This is a genomic window from Arthrobacter sp. TE12231 (assembly GCF_054062895.1).
Genome location: NZ_JBSSFS010000001.1, coordinates 167,089 through 187,108, shown reverse-complemented (window position 1 = coordinate 187,108; position 20,020 = coordinate 167,089). Strand labels below are relative to the sequence as shown.

The following is a 20,020-nucleotide window of genomic DNA, read 5'->3' as shown; positions in this document are numbered from 1 at the left end:
TCCCCACAGGCCACAGCAGGCCGATGCCCATGCCCACCGTTCGAATCAAAGCCTGGACATGCCCAATTCACCCGGGCGCGAGAAATGAGCATGCCCACCCGAGCCCGCATCCAGAATGAGCATGCCCACCCGAGCCTGCACCCAAAATGAGCAGGGTCGGCACCAAGAATGAACCCGTCCGCCACCCCAGGGCCGGCCAATGAGCATGCCCGGCGCCCCAAGGGCCGGCCAATGAGCATGTCTGGCGCCCCTCGACGCGCAGCGATGAATTGCTTTGTGCCCCTGAAGTTGGGCGTTAATGCCCACGCCCTCCGCACCGCGTTGAAGGCTGGACATGTCGCCCCTTACACCGTGTGACAGAGGGGCATGTCCTCCGCTGAAGCTCGTGGCTGCGGGACATGGCCGCGGCTGACCTGCACGAGTGGACATCCTCCCCTCATGCCCAGTCGTGGATCTGAAAACTGGACATGTCCGCTGCTGGGTAGGCGACCGCTGGACATGTCCTCCGTAGTCGGCGCGACCACCGGATATGTCCGCAACCAGGGCCGGACGCGGGGCATGTCCCGCAGCGGAGCCTGGCGGACCGCAGCAGGGCTTGGCAGACCTCGGCTCAGCCAGCCCCGCCGGCAAGGAGCGGCACGCCGGCAAGGAGCGGCGCGCCGGGAAGGAGTGGCACGGCGGCCGGGTCCCCCAAGGAACCAGCCGTCGGGCCAATCACTCCCACCTCCAAAGCTTGTCATATGTTTGACAAAATTGTCACACGACGCTCCGGGGCACGCGGGAGCTCGTCGGTATTGTGGAATGCATGAACGAGACGTCGGCACCGCAGAATCCCGGGCACCGGAGTGTCTTCCTAGACAAGGAACATCCTGCCGCCTGGCGTGCGCTCAACGGTCTGGGTCTGAAAGCCAAAGAAGCTGCCGCAGAGGCCGGCCTGGACGGGAAGCTGATCGAGCTGCTCAATGTCCGTATTTCGCAGATCAACGGCTGCGCCTACTGCCTGGATCTGCATGTCGGCGATGCCGTCAAGAACGGCGAGTCGGCCCAGCGCCTGGCCGTACTCACCGCCTGGCGCGACACCGCCCTCTTTTCCGACAAGGAACGGGCAGCCCTGACCCTGGCCGAGGCCATCACCACCATCTCCGACGCCCACGCCCGCGACCGCGAGGGCGCCCAGGCCCGCAGGCACCTGACAGCCGAGGAGTTCTCTGCCGTCAGCTGGCTGGCGATCACGATGAACGCGTTCAACCGTGTCTCCATCGTCAGCCAGCATCCGGTCCGCGCCGCCCGGGACTAACCAGCCCGGGACTAACCAGCACCAGCCGCGCCAACCACCCCCTGCCAAGACAAAAACCTACGCCGGGTAGATGGACACCGCCGCGGCCTTGACCACGAAGTAGGCCTCCAGCCCCGGTGCCAGGCCGAGGTCCGCGGAGGCGGCCGGCGTAATGTCGGCCGCCAACTCGCCGGCGCGGACCCGTATCTGGTCCCCGTGCGGCTCAAGGTCAGTAAGCCTCACCCGGAACGAGTTCCGCGGGCTGCCGTGCGCTTCGGAGAGGAAAACGGACACGGCCGACGGCGGGAATGCGGCCACGCCTGCCTGCCCGGGGACGAGCGGTGCATCATGCTGGCCGGCAAATTCCAGCCCCTCGGGCGAACGGATACCGGCGGCGGTAACGGTACCGGCCACCAGGTTCAGCCCGGCGAGACCGGCGGCGAATCGGCTGCGCGGGCGCCGGAGCACCTCGCGGACCGGGCCTTCCTCGGTGATCCTGCCCTCTTCCAGGACGATCACCCGGTCGGCGAGCATGTAGGCATCCAGGACGTCGTGGGTGACAACGACGGCCCGGCGCCCGGCGAGGACGCGCCTGAGCAGCCGGCGCAGCAGCGGCGCGGCGTGGATGTCCAGGGCCGCCATGGGTTCATCCAGGAGCAGCACCTCGGGGTCGGCGGCCAGCGCGCGTGCCACGGCCACCCGCTGTGCCTGGCCTCCGGAGAGTTCCCCGGGCCGCCGGGACGCGAGGTCGAGGGCGTCGACTTCGGCCAGCCAGCGCCGCGCGGTTTCCCGGGCCGCTGCCCTGGGCACGCCGGCGCTGCGGGGGCCGAAGGCCACGTTGTCCAGCGCGCTCAGGTGCGGAAACAGCAGCGGCTCCTGCGCCAGGAGGGCGGTGCCGCGCCGGTGGGGCGCCGTCCAGGTGTTCGTCGCGGGGCCGAGGTCGAACAGGACCTTGCCGTCCACCTCGCCCCTGCCCGTATCCGGCCGGAGCAGGCCCGCAATGACCGACAGCAGCGTGGACTTGCCGGCCCCGTTGGGGCCCAGCACGGCTACGGTTTCCCCCGGCGCCAGGCTCATGGACACGTCAAAGCCGCGGGCGGCAATGGCGGCGTCAATCCGGACACTCACGGCGCCACTCTCTCCGGTGCCGGCTCCGGCGCCCCGTCCCGCGTTGCGCGCTCAGCCCCGCTGGGTCCGCGCCCGCCGGCCGCCCCGGGGCGCCGGTAGGACAGCCCGACGACGGCGACCGCCACCGCGACAAGAAGCAGGGACAGCGCGACGGCGGCATCGGCGTCGGTCTCGCGCTGCAGGTAGATCTCCAGCGGCAGGGTCCGGGTGACGCCCTGCAGGCTGCCGGCAAACGTGAGCGTGGCGCCGAATTCGCCAAGGCTGCGCGCGAACGAAAGTACGGCGCCGGACGCCAGCCCGGGCAGCACCAGGGGAAGGGTTACGCGGCGCAGCACCGTGGTGGGGCGGGCGCCCAGAGTCGCGGCGACGGCCTCGTACCGGCTCCCGGCCGAGCGCAGGGCCCCTTCAAGGCTCACCACCAGGAACGGCAGTGCGACGAAGGTCTGGGCCAGGACCACCGCCGTCGTCGAAAAGGCGACCTGGATACCGGCCAGTTCCAGCGAGCGGCCGAGCAGACCCTGCCGGCCAAAAGTGTAGAGCAGCGCGATGCCGCCGACGACGGGCGGCAGGACGAGCGGCAGCAGCACGAAGGAGCGGAGGAGCCGCTGACCGCGGAACTGTCCGCGGGCCAGGACTAGGGCCAGCGGCACGCCCAGCACGATGCACAGCACCGTGCTGGCCGCGGAGGTGCGCAGGCTCAATCCCAGCGCGGTCAGGGACGACTCCGACGTGACCAGCGGCAGGAACTCCGCCCAGTTGACCTTCGCGACGATGGCGGCCAGGGGCAGCAGGACGAACAGGGCCCCCGCCGCGGCGAGGACGTAGATCCAGCGCGGGACACCCTGATAGCCGTGCCTCATGCGCGTCTCACGGCGTGCCGAACCCGGCATCGCTCAGGACCTTTTTACCTTCGGCACCGGTAACGAGTGCGGTGAAGGCCGCGGCCAGTTCCTTATTCTTGCTGGAACCGACCGTGGCGATGGGGTAGGTGTTGATGGCCTTGTCCGCTTCGGCGAAGGGAATCCCCTTGACCTTGTCACCGGCAGCCTTGACGTCCGTGACGTAGACGATGCCGGCGTCGGCCTCGCCCGAAGTGACTTTGCCCAGGACGTCGGTGACGGAGGATTCCTCGCTGACCGGTTTCAGCGTCACGCCGGTGGCTTTCTCGACGGCGGCGGTGGCGGTACCGCAGGGGACCTGGCCGGCGCAGACCACCACCCGGACCCCGGGACGGGCAAGGTCGGCGAAAGACGCGATCGAGGCCGGGTTGGCCGGCGGGACGGCGATCGCCAGGACGTTGGTGGCGAAAGTCGCGGCCGCACCGTCCAACAGGCCGGTGTCAGCGAGCTTGGCCATGTTCTTGGTGTCCGCCGAGGCAAAAACGTCCGCGGGGGCTCCCTGGCTGATCTGGGTGACGAGGTCGGATGACCCGGCGAAACTCAACGCCACTTTCGTGCCCGGGTGACTTTCCTCGAAGGTGGTGGCGAGTTTGGTGAAGGGGGCCTTCAGCGATGCTGCAGCGAACACGGTGAGAGTCTTCCCGGAGTCACTGGCCGCGGGATTTTGGCCGGTTGATGGGGCGCAACCGGCGGCGGCAGCGGCCATGGCTGCAGCCATGGCGACGGCAGCGATCCTCGTGCGGAGGCTCATGCGAGGCTCTTTCCCTTGGGCGTTTCAATGATCACTGTGGTGGCCTTAACGACGGCGGTGGCGACGGAGCCGAGTTCCAGCCCGAGGTCTCGCACGGCTTCGCTGCTCATCAGTGACACGACGCGGAAAGGCCCGCACTGCAGCTCCACCTGCGCCATCACGGTATCGGCCGTAATGGCGGTCACGAGTCCCACGAAACGGTTCCGGGCGGAGCTGCCCGCCCGGGCAGGGTCCTCCGGAAGCTGGGCCTGTTCCCGGGCGAGCCGGGCGAGCTCGAGCCCGTCCACAGCTAGCCGGCCGGAATCATCCTTGAGCGGGGTCAGGCTTCCCTGTTCGATCCAGCGCCGGACGGTGTCGTCACTAACGCCGAGAAAGCGGGCTGCTTCGGAGACGCGAATCTTGGGCATAACTCCACACTATTCCTCATTTGCGGTTTATTCACTGAGAAATATCCGCATAAGCAGGATTTGTGACGCCGGGCATGGCACGCCGGAGCCCTCCCGGCCGGCGTAGGCCGGGCGGCGTAGTTCCGGCCACCGTGGGCCGGGCTGGCGTAGTTCCGGCCACCGTAGGCCGGGCCGGCGTAGTTCCGGCTGGCGCACGTCCGACGCCCGGGCCGGTGTCCGCGGTCGGCGCTAGACTGCCTCCATGGCCGTCTACGTCGATCCGCCGCTTTGGCCTGCCCACGGAACCCGCTTTTCCCACCTCGTGTCGGACACCTCGCTTGAGGAGCTGCACGCCTTCGCCGCGGCCGCTGGCATTCCCGGGCGGGCGTTCGACGGCGACCACTATGACGTCGCCGAGGCCCGGTACGAGGCCCTGGTGGCGGCCGGCGCTGTCCCCGTGGAGGGCCGGGTCCTGGTCCGGAAACTGGTTGCCAGCGGGTTGCGGATTCCTGCCCGCCGGCGCGGAAAGTCCCTCCGGGTGCCGCTCCTGAACCGCTGGAACGAGGTACTGCCGGGCCACGACGCCCTGTTCCTGGACCTGTTGGACCGCTGGGGCGAGGAGCACCGGAAATACCACGGCCGCACCCACCTGCTGGCCGTGCTGGAGGCTCTGGACCTGCTCTGCGACCCGGCCGGTCCGCCACGGGCCGTGGTGCTGGCCGCGTGGTTCCACGATGCCGTGTACCGCGGCGTCGCGGGCCAGGATGAGGAAGAATCGGCGCGGCTGGCCGAAGACCGGCTCGGGCACGCCGGCCTCCCGGCAGACGAAGTGGATGAGGTGGCGCGACTGGTGCTGCTGACTGCGGACCACCGTCCGGAGCCGGGCGACGACGCCGGCGCCCTGCTTAGCGACGCCGATCTCTCCGTCCTCGGCGGGGAACCGGAGGCCTACGCCCGCTATCTGGCCGCCGTCAGGGAAGACTTCGCCCACATCGGCGACGCCGACTTCGCGGCCGGCCGCGCCGCCGTCGTCCGCCAACTCCTCCAGCTTGATCCGCTGTTTCACACTGACCGCGGGCGCGGGCTGTGGCTGGAGGCTGCCCGCCGAAACCTGCAGGGCGAACTCGGGTGAACGGCGTACCCGCGGCGCAGCGGCAACCGCCGCCCGTAGGGTCGCGTGGCTGCGCTCAGTGGTGAGGCTTAGGCGGCCACGCTGAGGTGATTCGCCAGCCGGTCGAACGACTCCCGCCACCCTTCGCCGTGGCGGTCGCGGCTGGCCGCGGAGTCGAACGGGCCCTGGGTGAACGTCATTTGGGTGCCGCCGTCGATCTCGTCCAGCTGGATGGTTACCTCGGTTTCGAAGCCTCGGGTGCCGTCCGGCTTGTCCCAGGCATGGGTGAACACAAACAGCTGCGGCGGCTCGATATCCGTATGCACCCCGCTCCACCAGAATTCCTGCCCGGTACTGTCCTGGATCATGCAGGCGCGGTACAGGCCGCCGACTTCGAAGTCTGCGTCGATGCTCTCGCGCGGGACGTGGAAGCCGCGCGGGCCCCACCACTCCGGAGCCTGGTCCGGGTCCGTCAGCGCGGACCAGACTACCCGGATCGGAGCCCTGAACTCGCGGACAATCACCAGCATGAGGTCTGTGTCCCCGGACGCCAGTTCGCTCATGATCCTCTCCCTCGATTTCCGTGGATCCGGTGGCGGAAGTGTCCCCCAGGTTCCGCCGGCTGCGCCGCCGCCCTAGTAGCGGCGGTCGTGGCTGTAGGCCGTCACATAGGGCGTGTTGCTCGGGACGATCTGCTTGCCCAGGGGCATCAGCGAGACCGGGATGAGTTTGAGGTTGGCGATCGCCAGAGGGATGCCAATAATCGTGATGGCCATGGCAAAGGCCGTGACAACGTGCCCGATCGCGATCCAGATGCCCGCCACCAGCAGCCAGATGACATTGCCCAGCAGGGCAAACGCGCCGTGTCCGCCGGGCTTGTCCACCACCATGCGGCCGAACGGCCACAACGCATAGGACGCGATGCGGAACGAGGCGATGCCCCACGGAATGGTGACAACCAGCAGACAGCAAACGATTCCGGCAAAGAAGTATCCGAGGGCCAGCCACAGGCCGCCAAAGAGCAGCCAGATGATGTTCAGAAGTGTCTTCATGGATCTATTCTCGCCCGTGGGAGTGACATTCGGCCTGAGGGGTGGCCCGGAATAATCCCTGGCTTCGGAGCCGACCCCCAGGTACCGCTTCCGGCTGACCGGTTATGAGGCGTCGGCCTGCTTGACCATGGCGGCTTCAACACTGATCTTGACCTTGTCGCTGACCAGCAGTCCACCGGCTTCCAGGGCGGCGTTCCAGGTCAGGCCAAATTCCTTGCGGCTGATGTCCGCCTCTGCGCTGAAGCCGGCCCGGGTGGCGCCGAACGGGTCCACCGCGACCCCGGTGAACTCGACTTCCAGATCCACGGGTTTGGTGACATCGCGGATCGTCAGGTCTCCGGTCAGCACATAGTCCTCCCCGTCGCCCCGGATCCCGGTGGCCCGGAAGGTCATTTCGGGGTACTTCTCGACGTCGAAGAAGTCGGCGCCGCGGACGTGGTTGTCGCGGTTGGCGTCCCCCGAATCGAAGCTCGCGGTCTTGACCGTGGCGTGCAGGCTCGCGTCGGCCAAGGAATCGCGCACCCGGGCCTCCGCGGAGGCCTCGTTAAAGCGGCCGCGGACCTTGCTGATGCCCGCATGGCGGACGCTAAAACCGACTTCGCTGTGGGACATGTCCAGTGTCCACACTCCGGGGGTCAAACCTTCGGGCAGCGTCACAACGGTCTCCTTCGAGCGGGGCGGGCCTGTCCCGCCAGAGCGATCGGGGTATTCCCCCACCCTGCATGCTAACGAGGAACCCCCTCCCGGGCTAGGGTCCGCGTTGACTCATGGAAAAGGTCCGTGGAGCCGGGTACGTTGCCTCATCTGAAAAGGTCCGGGAACGACGGGGCCGTGGACATCCTTGAGGGATGGGACTGACGATGAGCCAGCGGAAGGCTGTCACGGTGATCAAGGCCAGGGCGTATGCCCGGGCCGGCCGGCCGGAGAAGGTCCGGATCCTCGATGAGCTGGTGGAGCTCACGGGCTGGAACCGGGACTATGCGCGCCGGGCCCTGCGGCAGGCGCTTCAGCTGCGGCCGGTGCGGGCCCGGGAGCCGAGGCCGCCGGTGTATGGTCCGCGGGTCGTCGAGGCTCTGGTGGTGTGCTGGGCGGTGCTGCGCGCTCCGGCCGGCAAACGTCTGGCCCCGATGCTGCCGGTGCTGGTGCCGTTGCTGCGCCGGGACGGGGAACTGATGCTCTCGGATGAGGAGGCGGAGCTGCTGATGCGGATGAGCGCGGCAACGATTGACCGCCGGCTGGCCCCGGAACGGAAGAAGCTGGTGCTGCGGGGCCGTTCCCACACCAAGCCCGGATCGCTGCTGAAGTCCCAGATCCCGGTCCGGACCTGGGCGGACTGGGACGATGCGGTGCCCGGGTTCGTGGAGATCGACCTGGTGGGGCACGAGGGCGGGGTGGCCTCCGGGCAGTTCTGCTTCACGCTGACGGTCACGGATATCGCCACGGGATGGACCGTGAACCGGTCCGTGCCGAACAAGGCGCAGAAATGGGTGTTCGCGGCCCTGAAGTACGCGCTGGCACGGTTCCCGTTCCCGATCGTGGGGATCGACTCGGACAACGGCACCGAATTCATCAACGACTACCTCTTCGCCTACTGCCAGGAGCACCGGATCACCTTTACCCGGTCCCGTCCGGGGAACAAGAACGATGGCGCCCACGTGGAACAAAAGAACTGGGCCAGGGTCCGGGAGCTGGTCGGCTACTACCGCTATGACACCGCCGCGGAACTGGAGAAGCTCAACGAGATCTGGGAGCTTGACGGGCTGTTCACGAACTATCTGCTCCCGCAGCAGAAGCTGGTGTCCAAGGAACGCCACGGCGCGAAAGTCATCAAGAAACATGATGCCGCGCTCACCCCGCACCAGCGCGCCGCCCGCCACCCGGACACCCGCAAACGCCCCGTCATCACCATGAACGCCCAGTTCAAACGCCTAAAACCCGCGGTGTTGTCCCGGCAGATCCTGGGACTGACAGGTGAACTCGAAACCCTCGCCCAAGCCAAAGCCGCACCCCGCAACTACAAAGTCAACACCTCGTTCAACCCGCCCCTGAACCGGACCTTTTCACGTGAGGCAACGAATCAACCCTCCCGGACCTATTGACGTGAGGCAACAGGGGGTCCCGCAGGCACTTGACGCCGGGCGTGCGGATTCCGGACTTCCGGCGCCTGTGACAGCGCCCGTGACAGCGCCTGATCGGACGACCGGGACGGCACCTGATTCCCCGGCCTGGCGCCAACGCGGTCTCTGGCCTTCACTCCACGGCCGGGTTACTCTGGCCTATAAACGCCGGGCAATCACCCAATTTCGCGGAACTATTCGCACAGTGCTGACCAACGCAGCGCTGACTAACACAGTCCTGATTAACCGAGTGATGTGAGGAATCGTGGCCAGGTCCCTGGGGAAACGTGGCAAGGCCGGTCTGAGCGCTTGCCTGCTGATCCTGAGCCTGCTGCTTTCCGCCTGCCAGCCCGTGCCGCCGGAACCCGCACCGCGCCCAAGCACCGGCACGCCGTCGTCGGGTTCGGCACCGGCACCGGGCACGCCGACGTCGGGTCCCGCGCCGTCGTCCGGCGAAGCCGTGCACTTCACCGTCCAAGGCGATATCGGCGTCAGTTCAGGCGCCAAGAAAGTGCTCGACGTCGTTGCCGGCCTCCGCCCCCAACTGAACCTCGCCCTCGGCGACTTCACGTACAAAGCCGGCATCGAACAGCAGTTCTGCGACATGGTCACCGCACGCCTCGGCGGGGACTTTCCCTACCAACTGGTGACAGGGAACCACGAGAGCGACGGCCACGAGGGCGACATCGAGAAATTTGTCCAGTGCCTGCCCAACAGGCTGCCCGGCCTCCAGGGCGAATACGGGACGCAATGGCGCGTCGATGTTCCCGAGCAGAATCCCGTGGTCCGCTTCATTATGGTCTCCCCCGGCATCGATTTCCGGGGCGGGGAGCCGCTGGACTACTCAAGGGACAGCGAACGCTGGCGCTGGACCGCCGACGCGATCGACGGAGCCAAATCGCAGAACATCCCGTGGACGGTGGTGGGCATGCACACCCCCTGCCTGAGCGTCGGCAACTATGACTGCCAGGCGGGAAAGGACTTCACGAACATGCTGATCGATAAGAAAGTGGACCTCGTCCTGTCCGGCCACGACCACATCTATCAGCGGACCCACCAGCTGGCCAGGGGCGGGGACTGCGCGGAACTCGTTCCCGCCACCTTCACCTCCGGTTGCCTGGCCGATACCGGCAACTCCATGAACCAGGGCTCCGGAACCGTGTTCGCCACGGTGGGAGTGGGCGGCGTCGGACTCTACAACGTGAAATCCGATGACCCGGAAATGGGCTACTTCGCCAGCACGTCCGGAAAGAACCGGGATCCGGCCTTCGGGACACTCGATGTCACGGCGACGGCGGACCAACTGGCGGCCCGCTTCGTTCCGGCCGAGGGATACACCTTCACGGATTCCTTCACCCTCCGCCGCAGATGAAAGCCCGGCGCCGGGCGCGCTTCGGGTTACGGCCGCTGCACGGCCCCTGCACGATCCGGTAGAGCCGTGAAAATCAGGCCGGCACCCAGACGCTGATCCAGTCGAGGGACACGTGGCCCTGGGCCTCCGGGGCAGGGCAGCCGGTCAGACAGGACTCGGTCTGCAGGATCAGGTGCATGGGTGTCGTCGGCGCGTTGGTGCTGACGCCCAAGGACCGTCCGTCCAGGAAGAACTCGATCCGACCGGGGCTCCATTCCATGGTGGCCACATGCCAGGATGTGACGGATTGGTCCGAATCCAGCTTATCGAAGGCGTCCGCGCCGTTGCGGTCGTAATGTACGGCGCCGTAAATGATTTTGGCGAGGTCCCCTTCCGGGAAGTCCACCTCGCCGTCCCGAGGCCAGACGCCGCTATCCGGCCACAGAAGCCAGGCCGTCTTAAAGCCCGGCAGCGCGTCAGCCCGGTAGCGGACCGAATACCGGCCGTAGAGGAGACTGTTGGCCCGCGGCGGATTGGAGCTGGCGTTTGGGATCTTGGGCATCGGCGCCGCCCCCATCGTGATCCCGTTTTCCGTGTGCAGGTACCAGTCCAGCGAGCCGTTGCGGACGCTGAGGACTTTCGACGGGTAGTAGCCGGTTTTTCCAGGGTTTTTCTGCCCGGCAGTGTCCGGGGTCCCGTCCTTGTAGCCGGCGCTCCATCGTGCGCTGTAGAGGGGGCCGGGGAAGCCGCCCAGCGGGACGTCGCCAGCGGAGAAGTCCTCGACAAACACTTGCTTCCAGCCTGGCAGATTGGCCGTCATCGACACATCCGTGGTCCGGGCCGGGAGCGGTGGCTGGCCGGTTCCCGCCCCGGGAGCGGACTGGCTGGCCGCCGCCGGAGCCGGCTCAGTCGCGGCCCCGCCTTCGGCAGACCCGGTCGGGACCCCCGGCTGGGAGCCGGTGGACGGGGACCCGGTGGGTTGGGCGGCTGACGGAGCGGCCGGCGAGGGTGAAACAGACGTGAACAGCGGCCGCTCACCGCGGGGAGCGGCATCGGAGCCGCACCCGGCCAGCGCCAGGGCGGAGGCAAGAACCATGGCGGGAAACAGCACGACCCGGGAAGCGAGGGGGAGACGGCGATTCATCGGCACGCGCCCCCTACGCACGTATGTCCGCATCCGGCCAGTCTCGCATGGAGGCCTCGGTCCATCAACCGTTTCCCGACCATTTTAGTTGAATCATCAAGTTAATCCAAGGTTAATGCAAGGTGCCGTGACCAGACTTTAACCCTGGGGTAATTTACTAAGTTGTCGGCAACTGTAAGCGTCAGCGTTGGGTCTAGTTTCCGGATTGAGCGGCCGGGAAGCGCTGCAGTTGAGGCGAGCAGAAACACGTCATTGAGTGGTGAGGCCAGTGTCCATCCCGAATCTCAAGCCGAACGCGCGCCCCCAAACGACGCCCCCTCCGGCAAATCCCTCCGTCAGTGTGGTCATTCCCACTCTGAATGAGGCAATGAACCTGCCGTGGGTGCTCCGGCGAATGCCCTCCTACGTGGATGAGGTGGTAATCGTTGACGGCCGTTCCCTGGACGCCACAGTCGACGTCGCGCGGGCCTTACGTCTGGACGTCGTGGTGGTGGCCGAACCCCGCCCGGGCAAAGGCAACGCGGTGCGGGCCGGCTTTGCCGCGGCTTCCGGCGACATCATCGTCATGCTTGACGGCGACGGCAGCATGGACCCCCAGGAGATCGGCTGGCTGGTGACTCCACTCCAGCACGAATACGACTTCGTGAAAGGCTCACGCTATGTGACGGGCGGCGGCTCAGACGATCTCACGTGGCTGCGCAGCGGGGGAAACAAGTTGCTCACCGGGCTGGCCAATGCCGTTCTCCACAGCGACTACTCGGACCTTTGCTACGGTTACATCGCCCTCCGCCGCGAATGCGTTGACATTCTGGAGCTGGAGTCGGACGGCTTCGAGATCGAGACGGAACTGATTGTGAGGGCGTCACGGGCCGGCCTGCGCATTGCCGAGGTCCCCAGCCACGAGTTATCGCGCATCTCGGGACAGTCGAACCTGCACACCTTCCGGGACGGCTGGCGGGTTCTGCGCACCCTTGCCCGCGAGCGCGTGAGCTGGGAGGCTCCCACCGCCGGAGCCCGCCCCGAGGCCCTGCGGAGGGTCAAGTACAAGTACCCCAGTGTGGTGTTCCCACACGTCCCCACCGATCCCAGCAGCGTTCTGGGCATAAGGGCAGGTGAATAAGATGTCCGAGCATTCAGCCTTGCCGGCAGTATCTGTGGTGATTTGCTCCTATTCCGAGGACCGGTGGGACATGCTGATGGGCGCCCTGGACTCGGTGCGCACCCAGACCGTCCCGCCCAAGCAGACGATCGTCGTCGTCGATTACAACGTGGACCTGTACAAGCGGCTGATCTTCACCGTCCCGGACGCGGTAATTGTCGAAAATAGCGGCCCCAAGGGCCTCTCGGGCGCACGAAACACCGGAACCTCCGTTGCCAAGGCAGAGATCGTGGCTTTCCTCGACGACGACGCCGAGGCCGCGCCGGATTGGATCGAGCGGCTCGTCGCCCTCTACGACGACCCCGACGTCCTGGCCGTGGGCGGCCGGGTGGAACCGCTCTGGGAAGCAGGGCGGCCGGGCCACTTCGCCAACGAGCTCGACTGGATTGTCGGGTGCACGTACCGGGGAATGCCTAAAGTCGCCGCCGAGGTCCGCAACGTCATTGGCGCGAACATGTCCTTCCGAGCCGATGTCCTGGGCCGAGTCGGAGGATTCAACACAGCTTTGGGACGCCAGGACGCCACCCCGCTGGGCTGCGAAGAAACCGAGCTATGCATCCGCGCCGTAATCGGCGCTCCCGGCTCCCGGGTGGTCTATGAACCCGCGGCCCTGGTGCACCACCACGTCCCTGCCCCGCGCGGCACCCTGCGCTACATGCTGGCACGCTCCTGGTCCGAAGGGATCTCCAAAGCGCAGGTCAGCAGGGTGGTCGGCCACAAGCGGGCACTAGGCCCCGAACGGCGCTACGTGCGGCAGGTCCTGCCCCGGGCGGTGTTTGCCGGAATCCGCGGCTGGCTGCGCGGCGAAGACCCGGCCGGACTCGGCAGAGCGGCCGTCATCATCGCCGTCCTCGCGGCCACCGCGAGCGGCTATGTACGCGGGCGCCGCCTGCCTGCCGCACCCGTCCCGCTGAAACCGGCCCCGGTGTCGGCGGAAGATGCCTGGAGGGAAGTCCAGTGACACGAGCAGATGACGCATCCGTCCCCTTACACCGCCCGGTGCATCATCTGCACCCTGAACCACCTGACCGCAGGACCCCGACCCCAGAAAGCTTGGATCATGAGCCAGTCTGAACGCGACGTGAAACAGCCGATTAGTGCGTCTGCAGGAGCCTCCTTCGACGTCCACGGGATCGTAGGCATAGATGTGGAGGCCGGGACTCCGGGTGAACCGCAACTGCGGGATATGTTCGCCCCGTTCCTGGGGGATTCCAGTGCGCCACGGCGGATAACCGTCGGCGGACAGATATCGCCGATTTCCAGCCAGTCGCACGCGGAGGATGCCTACCGTTTCACCGGAGACTCCCTCTACATCCCGGCAGACCACGTCCAGATCATCGAGACGAAAGACGGTTACCGGGTCGAAGGCGCCGGTGAACTCCTGACCTCTGTTATCCCCTTGCTGGACCGCCTGTGCGTTCAGGAGGAGACGGCGATGATCCATGCCGCGGTGGTGGACTTCCGCGGTTCCGGAGTTCTCCTGCCGGCCTGGGGCGGCGTCGGAAAGACCAGCACGGTGGCGAAGCTGGTCGCCATGCCCGATGTGCGGTTCATGGCCGACGACTGGGCCTTCATGGGCGCCGGCGGAATGCTCATGGGCTACGCCAAACCGATGTTCATCAAACCCCACCACCGTGCCATCTACCCGGACATGTTCCGGGGGACCCGCAAGCCCCTGGCCCCCGGATGGATGACAAAACCAGTGGCCCACCTGGCCACGGCAGTCCACCCGGTCATTGTCCGCTATCCGAAAACGGCCGCCTTCACGCGGCGATGGTCCCCCGAACACCGCATGGTGCAGCCGGAGCATGTCTTCGGAGCGCAACGGATCTCCTCCGCGGCGCCGACCCAGCTCGCCATCTTCCTTGAACGCTTTGACGGCGCGGACGCACGGCTGGAAGCACGAAGCGCCGAGTGGATGACGTCCCGGATCGTCGGCAACTTCCATTCGGAACTGCCCATGGTGTCGCGGCGGCTCGTCGAGGCCCTCGGTGCCACCAGCCTCGTCCCGTTGGAGGATCATTTCGGCCAAAAAGCGGCCGTGGTGCGACGGGCCCTGGAGGACGTTCCCTGCTGGCTGCTCCGGCTGCCCGCCGCCTGGTCCGCGGACCAGGCCTCTGACTACATCGCGAACCTGGTCCGCTCAAAACTGGATGAGTGAGGCGAGTCCAGGTGAGCGATCTGAAGGTGTCGGTCGTGGTTCCGGCGCGCAATGCCGCAGCCTGGCTGCGCGAGTGCCTCGAGTCAATCCGCAGCCAACATCCGCACGAGATGATCGTCGTCGACGGCTGTTCGACGGATGACACCGCCGCAATCGCCCGCGAGTGCGGGGCAACCGTCATCTCCGACGAAGGTCGCGGCCTGCCGGCCGCGCGCATGCTCGGAGCCCGAACCGCCACTGGTGAGGTAGTCGCCCTGATCGACGCCGACGTCGTCCTGCCGCCGGACAGCCTGCGCCGGCTGCTCGACGAATTCGAGTCCGGCGGCTACGACGGCCTGCAGTTCGGTCTGGCCAGCGAAGCCGACGGCCCCGGGTATTGGGGGGCGGCGCTGGCCTGGCACCACAACCACAGCCGGGTGCGCAGCTGGTTCGGCGTGAGCGCCACACTGATGCGCCGGGACGTGCTGCTTTCGGTCGGGTTCGACGACGAATTCCGTTCCGGGGAAGATGTGGAGCTCAGGATCCGCCTGGAGCAGGCAGGGTACCGGCTTGGCGTTTCCGATTCCGTCGTGGTCAGGCACCGGTTCGATGACACGTTTGACTACGCCCGCGACCAGTGGCTCCAGGACGGGGCCGGGATGGCCCGAACCGTCCGAAAGCATCCGGGCCGTGCCGGCTGGATGGCGATGCTGCCCCTGCTGGCCACAGTGCGCGGCGTGGGCCTGTCCCTCTTCAAGGCTCCCCGCTTCCTGCCGTACTGGATGGGGTTCCTCCTCTACAACTACCGAGCCATGTTTGGGGAGATCCTGCGCCCGGCCCATAAGCCCATCTCGGTTGGAGGGAACGCGGCCTGGCTTGCCGCCGCGCGGATTGCGCCGATGGTCACGGGTTTTTTGTTCTGGGCGCTGGCGGCCCTCGTCCTTCCCCCGGAGCAAATAGGTCTGGGATCCGCGGTGGTGTCCGCCGCCCTCCTCACCGTTCAGCTGGGGATGCTCGGCGTCGGCCCCGCCACGCTGACCCTGCTGCCGACGGAAGCTGACGGCGGCCGGCGCCTCGTCGCCACAAGCCTGCTCACCGTCGCTACGTCTTCCCTGTTTGGCGCGGGCCTGCTGGTCGTGGTCACGCGGTGGCTCGGCTCGGGCGTGGGCGAGGCCTGGAACGATCCCGTGGTCACGGTCCTGTTCCTGGCCACGGCGCTCCTGGCCGCCAGCGCGTACCAGCTGGATCATGTGGGCGTGGCCCAGCAACGCGCCGACCGAACCCTGGTCCGAAGCCTGGTGCAGAGCCTTGTGCAGCTGGCCTTCCTGGCGGCCGGGTTCGCCGTCGGAATCCGGGACCTGTCCGTCGTTGTCGGCGCCGTTGCGGCCGGTGCGCTGGCCAGCGTCCTCGTGGGGTTTCGCCAGCTTGCCCGTGCCAAGGTATCCCCGGACTGGAGGCATGGTCTCCGGGCCGGACCGGCCCTGAAACTCCTGAAACCGGGGCTTCCCAACCACGCCCTCATGCTCGCCGACCGGGCGCCCGGCTACGTGCTTCCGCTCATCGTCGCATCCACCCTTGGCCCCTCCTCCACTGCGGCCTGGTACATAGTGTGGATGATGGCCTCCGCCGTGTTCTTCGTCCCGCAGTCAGCCGGCTTCACCCTGCAGACGGCCCTCGCGGGAACGCGGGCGCGGCCGGGCCTCGTCGCCTCAGCGCTCCGGGCCAGCCTGGTCTTGACTCTCGTAGCCGGCTTGATCCTGGTTGTTGCCGGGCCCCTGCTCCTGAGCTTCCTCGGACCGCAGTATGCGTCCGCGTGGGTCCTTCTTCCCGTACTCGTTCCGGCACTTCTCCTGAGCTGCGTTACGCAGGTCTACTACGGGCTCTGCCGGGCCCAAGGGCGACTCTTCGAAGCCACAGTGGTCGCCACTCTGGCCGCCGTCCTGGTCGTGGCTCCCGCCGCGGCCGTGGCCGTCAACTACGGCCTCACCGGCGTCTCCGTGCTCTGGGCCGTCGCCCAGGCGACAGCGTCAGTGATCGCTGCTCGGCGTCTGGTCACCCTGACCCGAGTGAAGCCCGCCGCCACCGCAGGCGAGATTCCTTCAGCGGCGCGCCACCAGCCGACCTGAATCGAGAAATCATGACACACGAAATGGCAGCAAGCCCCCCTGTGCGCACCCCCCACCGGCATGATGCGCGACTCCGGGACGGCGGTGCCAAACCGCCCACCCACCGTAACCTCGGCCTGACTCCGACGTGGCATGTCGGCGCTCTGGCTGCGGTGGCCGCGGTCGCCCTCGTCCTCGGCGTCTGGAGCATGACGCAGGTCGACCCCCTGAGGATCGGCGGGGCCGGACTCATCGACGTCCTCCCGCCAGCCTATTTTGTCGCACTCGCACTCAGCCTGGTCGGATTCGTCGCCTCGCTGAGCCTCCGCCGCCTCGTTCCGGCGCTCTTGACCTGGCAACTTCTGGTCACGGCGGTAGTCCTGAATGGTGCCGATCCCGTCATCCACGGCTTGCCCCGGCTTGAGGCGAGCTTCCGCCATCTAGGCATTGCCGACAACATTGCCCAAACGGGTCAGCTGGATCCCAGCCTGGACGCGTACTTCAACTGGCCCGGATTCTTCAACCTTCTGGGAATGCTCTCCGGAGCGTCGGGAGCCAAGGACCTTATGGGTATCGCAACGTGGGCGCCGGTGGGGATCAACATCCTCATGCTGGCACCGTTGCTGGCCCTGGCCCGGCGGTTGACGGCAAATCCGCGCCAGGCGTGGGCGGCCGTCTGGATCTTCTACCTGGCCAGCTGGATTGGACAAGACTATCTGTCGCCACAGGCCTATTCGTTCTTCCTCCTGCTCACCCTGATTGCCTGCCTGCTGAGCGTCTTTGGCGGGTGGGCGTGGCCCACGGAACGCACCCGGCTCTCGCGATGGCTTTCCCGCAATGTCAGCAAGCTGGACGGCGCGGTCCCCCGGCAGGGCATCATGGAACCGCCCCGGACGGACACGGCAGTGCTCGTTGTGGTCTGCGGGCTGATCCTGCTCGCCATGACGGCTTCACATCAGCTCACCCCCTTTGCCGTGATCCCCATCCTGGCCGCAATGCTCCTGACCGGCCGTCTCCGGTTGCGCTTCCTGCCGGTTCTTGCCGTGGTCCTACCGGTCGGCTGGCTGCTCTTTGCGGCGTCAGCCTTCCTGCAGGGGCACTTCGGCCAACTGTTCGGCTCGCTCGGTGACATCGGTGCGAACAGCTTCGGTGCGCTGAGTACCAGGGTCTCAGGCAGTGATGCCCACGTGTTCGTCGTGTATACGCGCATGGCCGAGGTTGCGCTGGTCTGGATTCTTGCCGCTGTCGGGGCCTTTGTGGGCTACCGGCGGAAGGCGCCGTGGCTGACGGCAGCGGCCGGGGCCCTTGCGCCGCTGGTGTTGATTCCTCTCCAGCCGTATGGCGGCGAATTGCTCCTGCGCCTGTATCTGTTCAGCCTGCCGTTTGCCGTGTGCCTGGTGGTGCTGCCGCTGATGTCGGACAAGTCCGCCGGGCTGGGCATGCGGCGAGCCATCGGTCTGCTGCTCATGGGCGCAGTGCTGGCAACATCCACAGTCGTTTCCCGCTACGGAAATGACAGCATGGAGAGCTTCAATAACGATGAAATCGCTGTAGTGAACCGCCTCTATTCGATGGCGCCCACCGGCTCCATCCTCATCGAGGCAGTTCGCAACACCCCGTGGAGATTCCAGCACTACGCGGATTATGACTACCGGGCGCTCGTTGCTGCCGAGCCCGTCCCCAACGCGGCGCCGCTTACCTGCGACGCGGCAAGCCAAATCGCCCGCAAAGCGGGCGCGTACCTCATCGTGACCGAAAGCCAGCAGGAGGCCGCCGATCTTCGCGGCTCCACTCCCGCGGGCGATCTTCAACGTTTTGTCGCCACCTGCGCCACCACTCCGGGCTGGACGAAGGTTTACGAGAACGCCGGCGGCGTGATTTTTCACATCGAAGGAGTTAGCAATGCCAAGTGAACGCAGCTACGTGAGCTACGCGACGGCAGCCGTCGCCGTGGCCGCCATACCGCTCTCGTTCGTCGGCCCCGAGGGGCTGCGCCTGGCGGTGATTGGCCTGTTGATGCTGGCCGGTCCCGGGACAGCGCTGGTGCTGCTGCTCCGCTTCGACCCCCCGCGCTCAGCCCAGGCTACTGGCGCGCTTCCCCTCAGCATCGCCATCGCAATTGCCTTCAGCCTCACGATGTCCACCCTCGTGGCGACGGCGATGATCTATGCACGGCTCTGGTCACCTCCGGCAGGAGTCTGCATCCTGTCGATCCTGACCCTCGCCTTCCTGGGCATCGAGCTCAAGAGGCCAAAGCGCGTCCTGGTGCGTGCAAAATGATCATCGTCGTGATCGGACTGGCCACAGTGGCGGCACTCGTGAGCTGCGATGTACTGCGCGTATTGAAGCCGGACCAGGCGCTGCCGAGGGCCGTAAAGATCATCACTGCAGCCTTGCTGGCCGTAGTCGGCATCTCGGCCGTAGTGGAGCTGGTCCAGTTGGCACAGCTCGCGTGAACGAAGCCGGACCGCTCGGTGCAGAGGCACAAGCCCACCCAAACAAGTCGAACCAAGCACGGAAAGTATCGTCAATGAGAAAACTCAAAGCACTCAGCACGGTGGGGACGCTCGGATTGCTCGTAGCCGGTTCCCTTGTTTTCGGTTCCGCCCAGGCGGCTACCGCCGCAACCTGCAGTCCCGCCCCGACAAACTCGTACCCCGGCACCCTTGTACTCGCCACAAGTTTTGAGGCGGGCGGCTGGTGCGGGCTCGTGCCCCAAGTCTCTGGAACAGGCACGGCAACTATTTCCAGTTCGCTGTCACATTCCGGCACTCATTCAGCCAAGCTTCACGTGACCACGGACTCCGGTTCGCTGGCAAATTTGTCCGCCCCGGCATTTCCCTCCGGGACGAAGACCTCCTACGCAGACGGCTGGTTTAAGATCACCGTTGCCGGCGTGTCCGGCAACGACGTTCCGTACTTCCGGTTCTTCTCCGGCTCCACGCGGGTTGCGGACATCTACCGGTACAACAGCAACGGGCAGCTGTGGCTGCGCGTGACCGCACCGGACGGCACCTTTGTCTACACGAAGCTGATTTCCTCGAGCATCACTTTGAGCGCCTGGCACCACGTCAGCATGCGGGTGACCGCCAATGGCAGCACGTCAACCATCCAGGTGTGGTTCGACGGCGTGCAGAGGTACAGCAGCACGAGCGTCAAGATGCTGGGCAGCAGCTTGAGCAAGGTTCAGCTGGGCGCCGAGCACTACCGGCAGAAGGGCGACGAGTACATCGACGACGTCATCATCAAACGCTCATAGGAACTGACCCTACGCGGACAGGTGAGGCGGCGGGAGCATCGCTTGATGCCAGCCCGCCAGGAGAGTGGCAGACAGGGAACCCTCCCCGGCTGCCACTCTCCCGCATGTGCGCTGTGGTGCGTGCCCCGTGTTGTGCATGCCT

The 20,020-nt window shown here is 66.6% G+C and carries 20 protein-coding genes; 12 read left to right on the top strand and 8 right to left on the bottom strand.

Annotated features, from left to right (window positions below; all coding sequences use genetic code 11):
* Positions 1-805 precede the first annotated feature (805 nt).
* The gene (locus ACVWYS_RS00850; RefSeq protein WP_344365862.1) at positions 806-1,297 is read left to right on the top strand and encodes a carboxymuconolactone decarboxylase family protein; all 492 of its coding nucleotides are present in this window, start codon (positions 806-808) and stop codon (positions 1,295-1,297) included.
* 57 nt (positions 1,298-1,354) lie between these two features.
* Here ACVWYS_RS00850 and ACVWYS_RS00845 read toward each other — a convergent pair whose 3' ends face one another.
* Genes ACVWYS_RS00845 through ACVWYS_RS00830 form a run of 4 tightly spaced genes read right to left on the bottom strand, consistent with a single transcriptional unit; the run spans position 1,355 to position 4,461 of the window.
* Complete coding sequence (locus ACVWYS_RS00845; protein WP_456508105.1) at positions 1,355-2,404, bottom strand: sulfate/molybdate ABC transporter ATP-binding protein; 1,050 nt, start codon at positions 2,402-2,404, stop codon at positions 1,355-1,357.
* Positions 2,401-3,264 carry an ABC transporter permease gene (locus ACVWYS_RS00840; protein ID WP_456508104.1) on the bottom strand — a complete coding sequence of 288 codons (864 nt, stop codon included), beginning with the start codon at positions 3,262-3,264 and terminating at the stop codon, positions 2,401-2,403. Before ACVWYS_RS00840 ends, ACVWYS_RS00845 begins: the two co-directional genes overlap by 4 nt.
* A 7-nt stretch (positions 3,265-3,271) precedes the next feature.
* Positions 3,272-4,054: a molybdate ABC transporter substrate-binding protein gene (gene modA, locus ACVWYS_RS00835; RefSeq protein ID WP_456508103.1), complete on the bottom strand. Its 783-nt coding sequence runs from the start codon at positions 4,052-4,054 to the stop codon at positions 3,272-3,274.
* Entirely contained in the window at positions 4,051-4,461 is a 411-nt protein-coding gene (locus ACVWYS_RS00830; RefSeq protein WP_456508102.1) for a TOBE domain-containing protein, read from the bottom strand. The genes modA and ACVWYS_RS00830 overlap by 4 nt, the downstream gene beginning before the upstream one ends.
* A 241-nt stretch (positions 4,462-4,702) precedes the next feature.
* On the opposite strand from ACVWYS_RS00830, the gene ACVWYS_RS00825 reads away from it, so the two are divergent.
* A complete protein-coding gene (locus ACVWYS_RS00825; RefSeq protein ID WP_456508101.1) occupies positions 4,703-5,572 on the top strand; it encodes a DUF4031 domain-containing protein in 870 nt (289 codons plus the stop codon).
* 68 nt (positions 5,573-5,640) lie between these two features.
* On the opposite strand, the gene ACVWYS_RS00820 is transcribed toward ACVWYS_RS00825, so the two are convergent.
* From ACVWYS_RS00820 to ACVWYS_RS00810, 3 genes are all read right to left on the bottom strand, one after another.
* On the bottom strand, positions 5,641-6,114 hold the full coding sequence (locus ACVWYS_RS00820; protein WP_091252778.1) for an SRPBCC family protein: 474 nt from the start codon (positions 6,112-6,114) through the stop codon (positions 5,641-5,643).
* 72 nt (positions 6,115-6,186) lie between these two features.
* A complete protein-coding gene (locus ACVWYS_RS00815; RefSeq protein ID WP_091252775.1) occupies positions 6,187-6,603 on the bottom strand; it encodes a YccF domain-containing protein in 417 nt (138 codons plus the stop codon).
* Positions 6,604-6,705: 102 nt separating this feature from the next.
* Positions 6,706-7,260, bottom strand: a complete 555-nt coding sequence (locus tag ACVWYS_RS00810) for a YceI family protein (RefSeq protein ID WP_456508100.1) — start codon at positions 7,258-7,260, stop codon at positions 6,706-6,708.
* 203 nt (positions 7,261-7,463) lie between these two features.
* On the opposite strand from ACVWYS_RS00810, the gene ACVWYS_RS00805 reads away from it, so the two are divergent.
* A complete protein-coding gene (locus tag ACVWYS_RS00805) occupies positions 7,464-8,702 on the top strand; it encodes an integrase catalytic domain-containing protein (protein ID WP_456506949.1) in 1,239 nt (412 codons plus the stop codon).
* Between the two features lie 283 nt (positions 8,703-8,985).
* Entirely contained in the window at positions 8,986-10,092 is a 1,107-nt protein-coding gene (locus ACVWYS_RS00800) for a metallophosphoesterase (protein WP_456508099.1), read from the top strand.
* A 73-nt stretch (positions 10,093-10,165) separates the two neighbouring features.
* On the opposite strand, the gene ACVWYS_RS00795 is transcribed toward ACVWYS_RS00800, so the two are convergent.
* Positions 10,166-11,215, bottom strand: a complete 1,050-nt coding sequence (locus ACVWYS_RS00795) for a glycoside hydrolase family 16 protein (RefSeq protein WP_456508098.1) — start codon at positions 11,213-11,215, stop codon at positions 10,166-10,168.
* A 259-nt stretch (positions 11,216-11,474) separates the two neighbouring features.
* On the opposite strand from ACVWYS_RS00795, the gene ACVWYS_RS00790 reads away from it, so the two are divergent.
* The 8 genes from ACVWYS_RS00790 to ACVWYS_RS00755 all read left to right on the top strand — a co-directional run bounded on the left by ACVWYS_RS00790 (position 11,475) and on the right by ACVWYS_RS00755 (position 19,878).
* Complete coding sequence (locus ACVWYS_RS00790; protein ID WP_456508097.1) at positions 11,475-12,335, top strand: glycosyltransferase family 2 protein; 861 nt, start codon at positions 11,475-11,477, stop codon at positions 12,333-12,335.
* Between the two features lies 1 nt (position 12,336).
* The gene (locus ACVWYS_RS00785) at positions 12,337-13,335 is read left to right on the top strand and encodes a glycosyltransferase family 2 protein (protein ID WP_344365909.1); all 999 of its coding nucleotides are present in this window, start codon (positions 12,337-12,339) and stop codon (positions 13,333-13,335) included.
* Between the two features lie 99 nt (positions 13,336-13,434).
* On the top strand, positions 13,435-14,535 hold the full coding sequence (locus tag ACVWYS_RS00780) for a hypothetical protein (RefSeq protein ID WP_344365912.1): 1,101 nt from the start codon (positions 13,435-13,437) through the stop codon (positions 14,533-14,535).
* Positions 14,536-14,546: 11 nt separating this feature from the next.
* On the top strand, positions 14,547-16,640 hold the full coding sequence (locus ACVWYS_RS00775; RefSeq protein WP_344365914.1) for a glycosyltransferase: 2,094 nt from the start codon (positions 14,547-14,549) through the stop codon (positions 16,638-16,640).
* A 23-nt stretch (positions 16,641-16,663) separates the two neighbouring features.
* Complete coding sequence (locus tag ACVWYS_RS00770) at positions 16,664-18,532, top strand: hypothetical protein (protein WP_344365916.1); 1,869 nt, start codon at positions 16,664-16,666, stop codon at positions 18,530-18,532.
* The gene (locus ACVWYS_RS00765; protein ID WP_344365918.1) at positions 18,522-18,899 is read left to right on the top strand and encodes a hypothetical protein; all 378 of its coding nucleotides are present in this window, start codon (positions 18,522-18,524) and stop codon (positions 18,897-18,899) included. Before ACVWYS_RS00770 ends, ACVWYS_RS00765 begins: the two co-directional genes overlap by 11 nt.
* The gene (locus ACVWYS_RS00760; protein WP_091252766.1) at positions 18,896-19,075 is read left to right on the top strand and encodes a hypothetical protein; all 180 of its coding nucleotides are present in this window, start codon (positions 18,896-18,898) and stop codon (positions 19,073-19,075) included. The genes ACVWYS_RS00765 and ACVWYS_RS00760 overlap by 4 nt, the downstream gene beginning before the upstream one ends.
* A 335-nt stretch (positions 19,076-19,410) precedes the next feature.
* Complete coding sequence (locus ACVWYS_RS00755; RefSeq protein ID WP_456508096.1) at positions 19,411-19,878, top strand: hypothetical protein; 468 nt, start codon at positions 19,411-19,413, stop codon at positions 19,876-19,878.
* Positions 19,879-20,020 lie beyond the last annotated feature (142 nt).

Bases quoted from the DNA above. Each gene is read 5' to 3' on its own strand.
- ACVWYS_RS00830 (WP_456508102.1), bottom strand. From the start codon at position 4,461: ATGCCCAAGATTCGCGTCTCCGAAGCAGCCCGCTTTCTCGGCGTTAGT.
- ACVWYS_RS00760 (WP_091252766.1), top strand. From the start codon at position 18,896: ATGATCATCGTCGTGATCGGACTGGCCACAGTGGCGGCACTCGTGAGC.
- ACVWYS_RS00765 (WP_344365918.1), top strand. From the start codon at position 18,522: ATGCCAAGTGAACGCAGCTACGTGAGCTACGCGACGGCAGCCGTCGCC.
- ACVWYS_RS00815 (WP_091252775.1), bottom strand. From the start codon at position 6,603: ATGAAGACACTTCTGAACATCATCTGGCTGCTCTTTGGCGGCCTGTGG.
- ACVWYS_RS00805 (WP_456506949.1), top strand. From the start codon at position 7,464: ATGAGCCAGCGGAAGGCTGTCACGGTGATCAAGGCCAGGGCGTATGCC.
- ACVWYS_RS00820 (WP_091252778.1), bottom strand. From the start codon at position 6,114: ATGAGCGAACTGGCGTCCGGGGACACAGACCTCATGCTGGTGATTGTC.
- ACVWYS_RS00795 (WP_456508098.1), bottom strand. From the start codon at position 11,215: ATGAATCGCCGTCTCCCCCTCGCTTCCCGGGTCGTGCTGTTTCCCGCC.
- modA (WP_456508103.1), bottom strand. From the start codon at position 4,054: ATGAGCCTCCGCACGAGGATCGCTGCCGTCGCCATGGCTGCAGCCATG.
- ACVWYS_RS00850 (WP_344365862.1), top strand. From the start codon at position 806: ATGAACGAGACGTCGGCACCGCAGAATCCCGGGCACCGGAGTGTCTTC.
- ACVWYS_RS00770 (WP_344365916.1), top strand. From the start codon at position 16,664: ATGGCAGCAAGCCCCCCTGTGCGCACCCCCCACCGGCATGATGCGCGA.
- ACVWYS_RS00840 (WP_456508104.1), bottom strand. From the start codon at position 3,264: ATGAGGCACGGCTATCAGGGTGTCCCGCGCTGGATCTACGTCCTCGCC.
- ACVWYS_RS00785 (WP_344365909.1), top strand. From the start codon at position 12,337: ATGTCCGAGCATTCAGCCTTGCCGGCAGTATCTGTGGTGATTTGCTCC.
- ACVWYS_RS00780 (WP_344365912.1), top strand. From the start codon at position 13,435: ATGAGCCAGTCTGAACGCGACGTGAAACAGCCGATTAGTGCGTCTGCA.
- ACVWYS_RS00825 (WP_456508101.1), top strand. From the start codon at position 4,703: ATGGCCGTCTACGTCGATCCGCCGCTTTGGCCTGCCCACGGAACCCGC.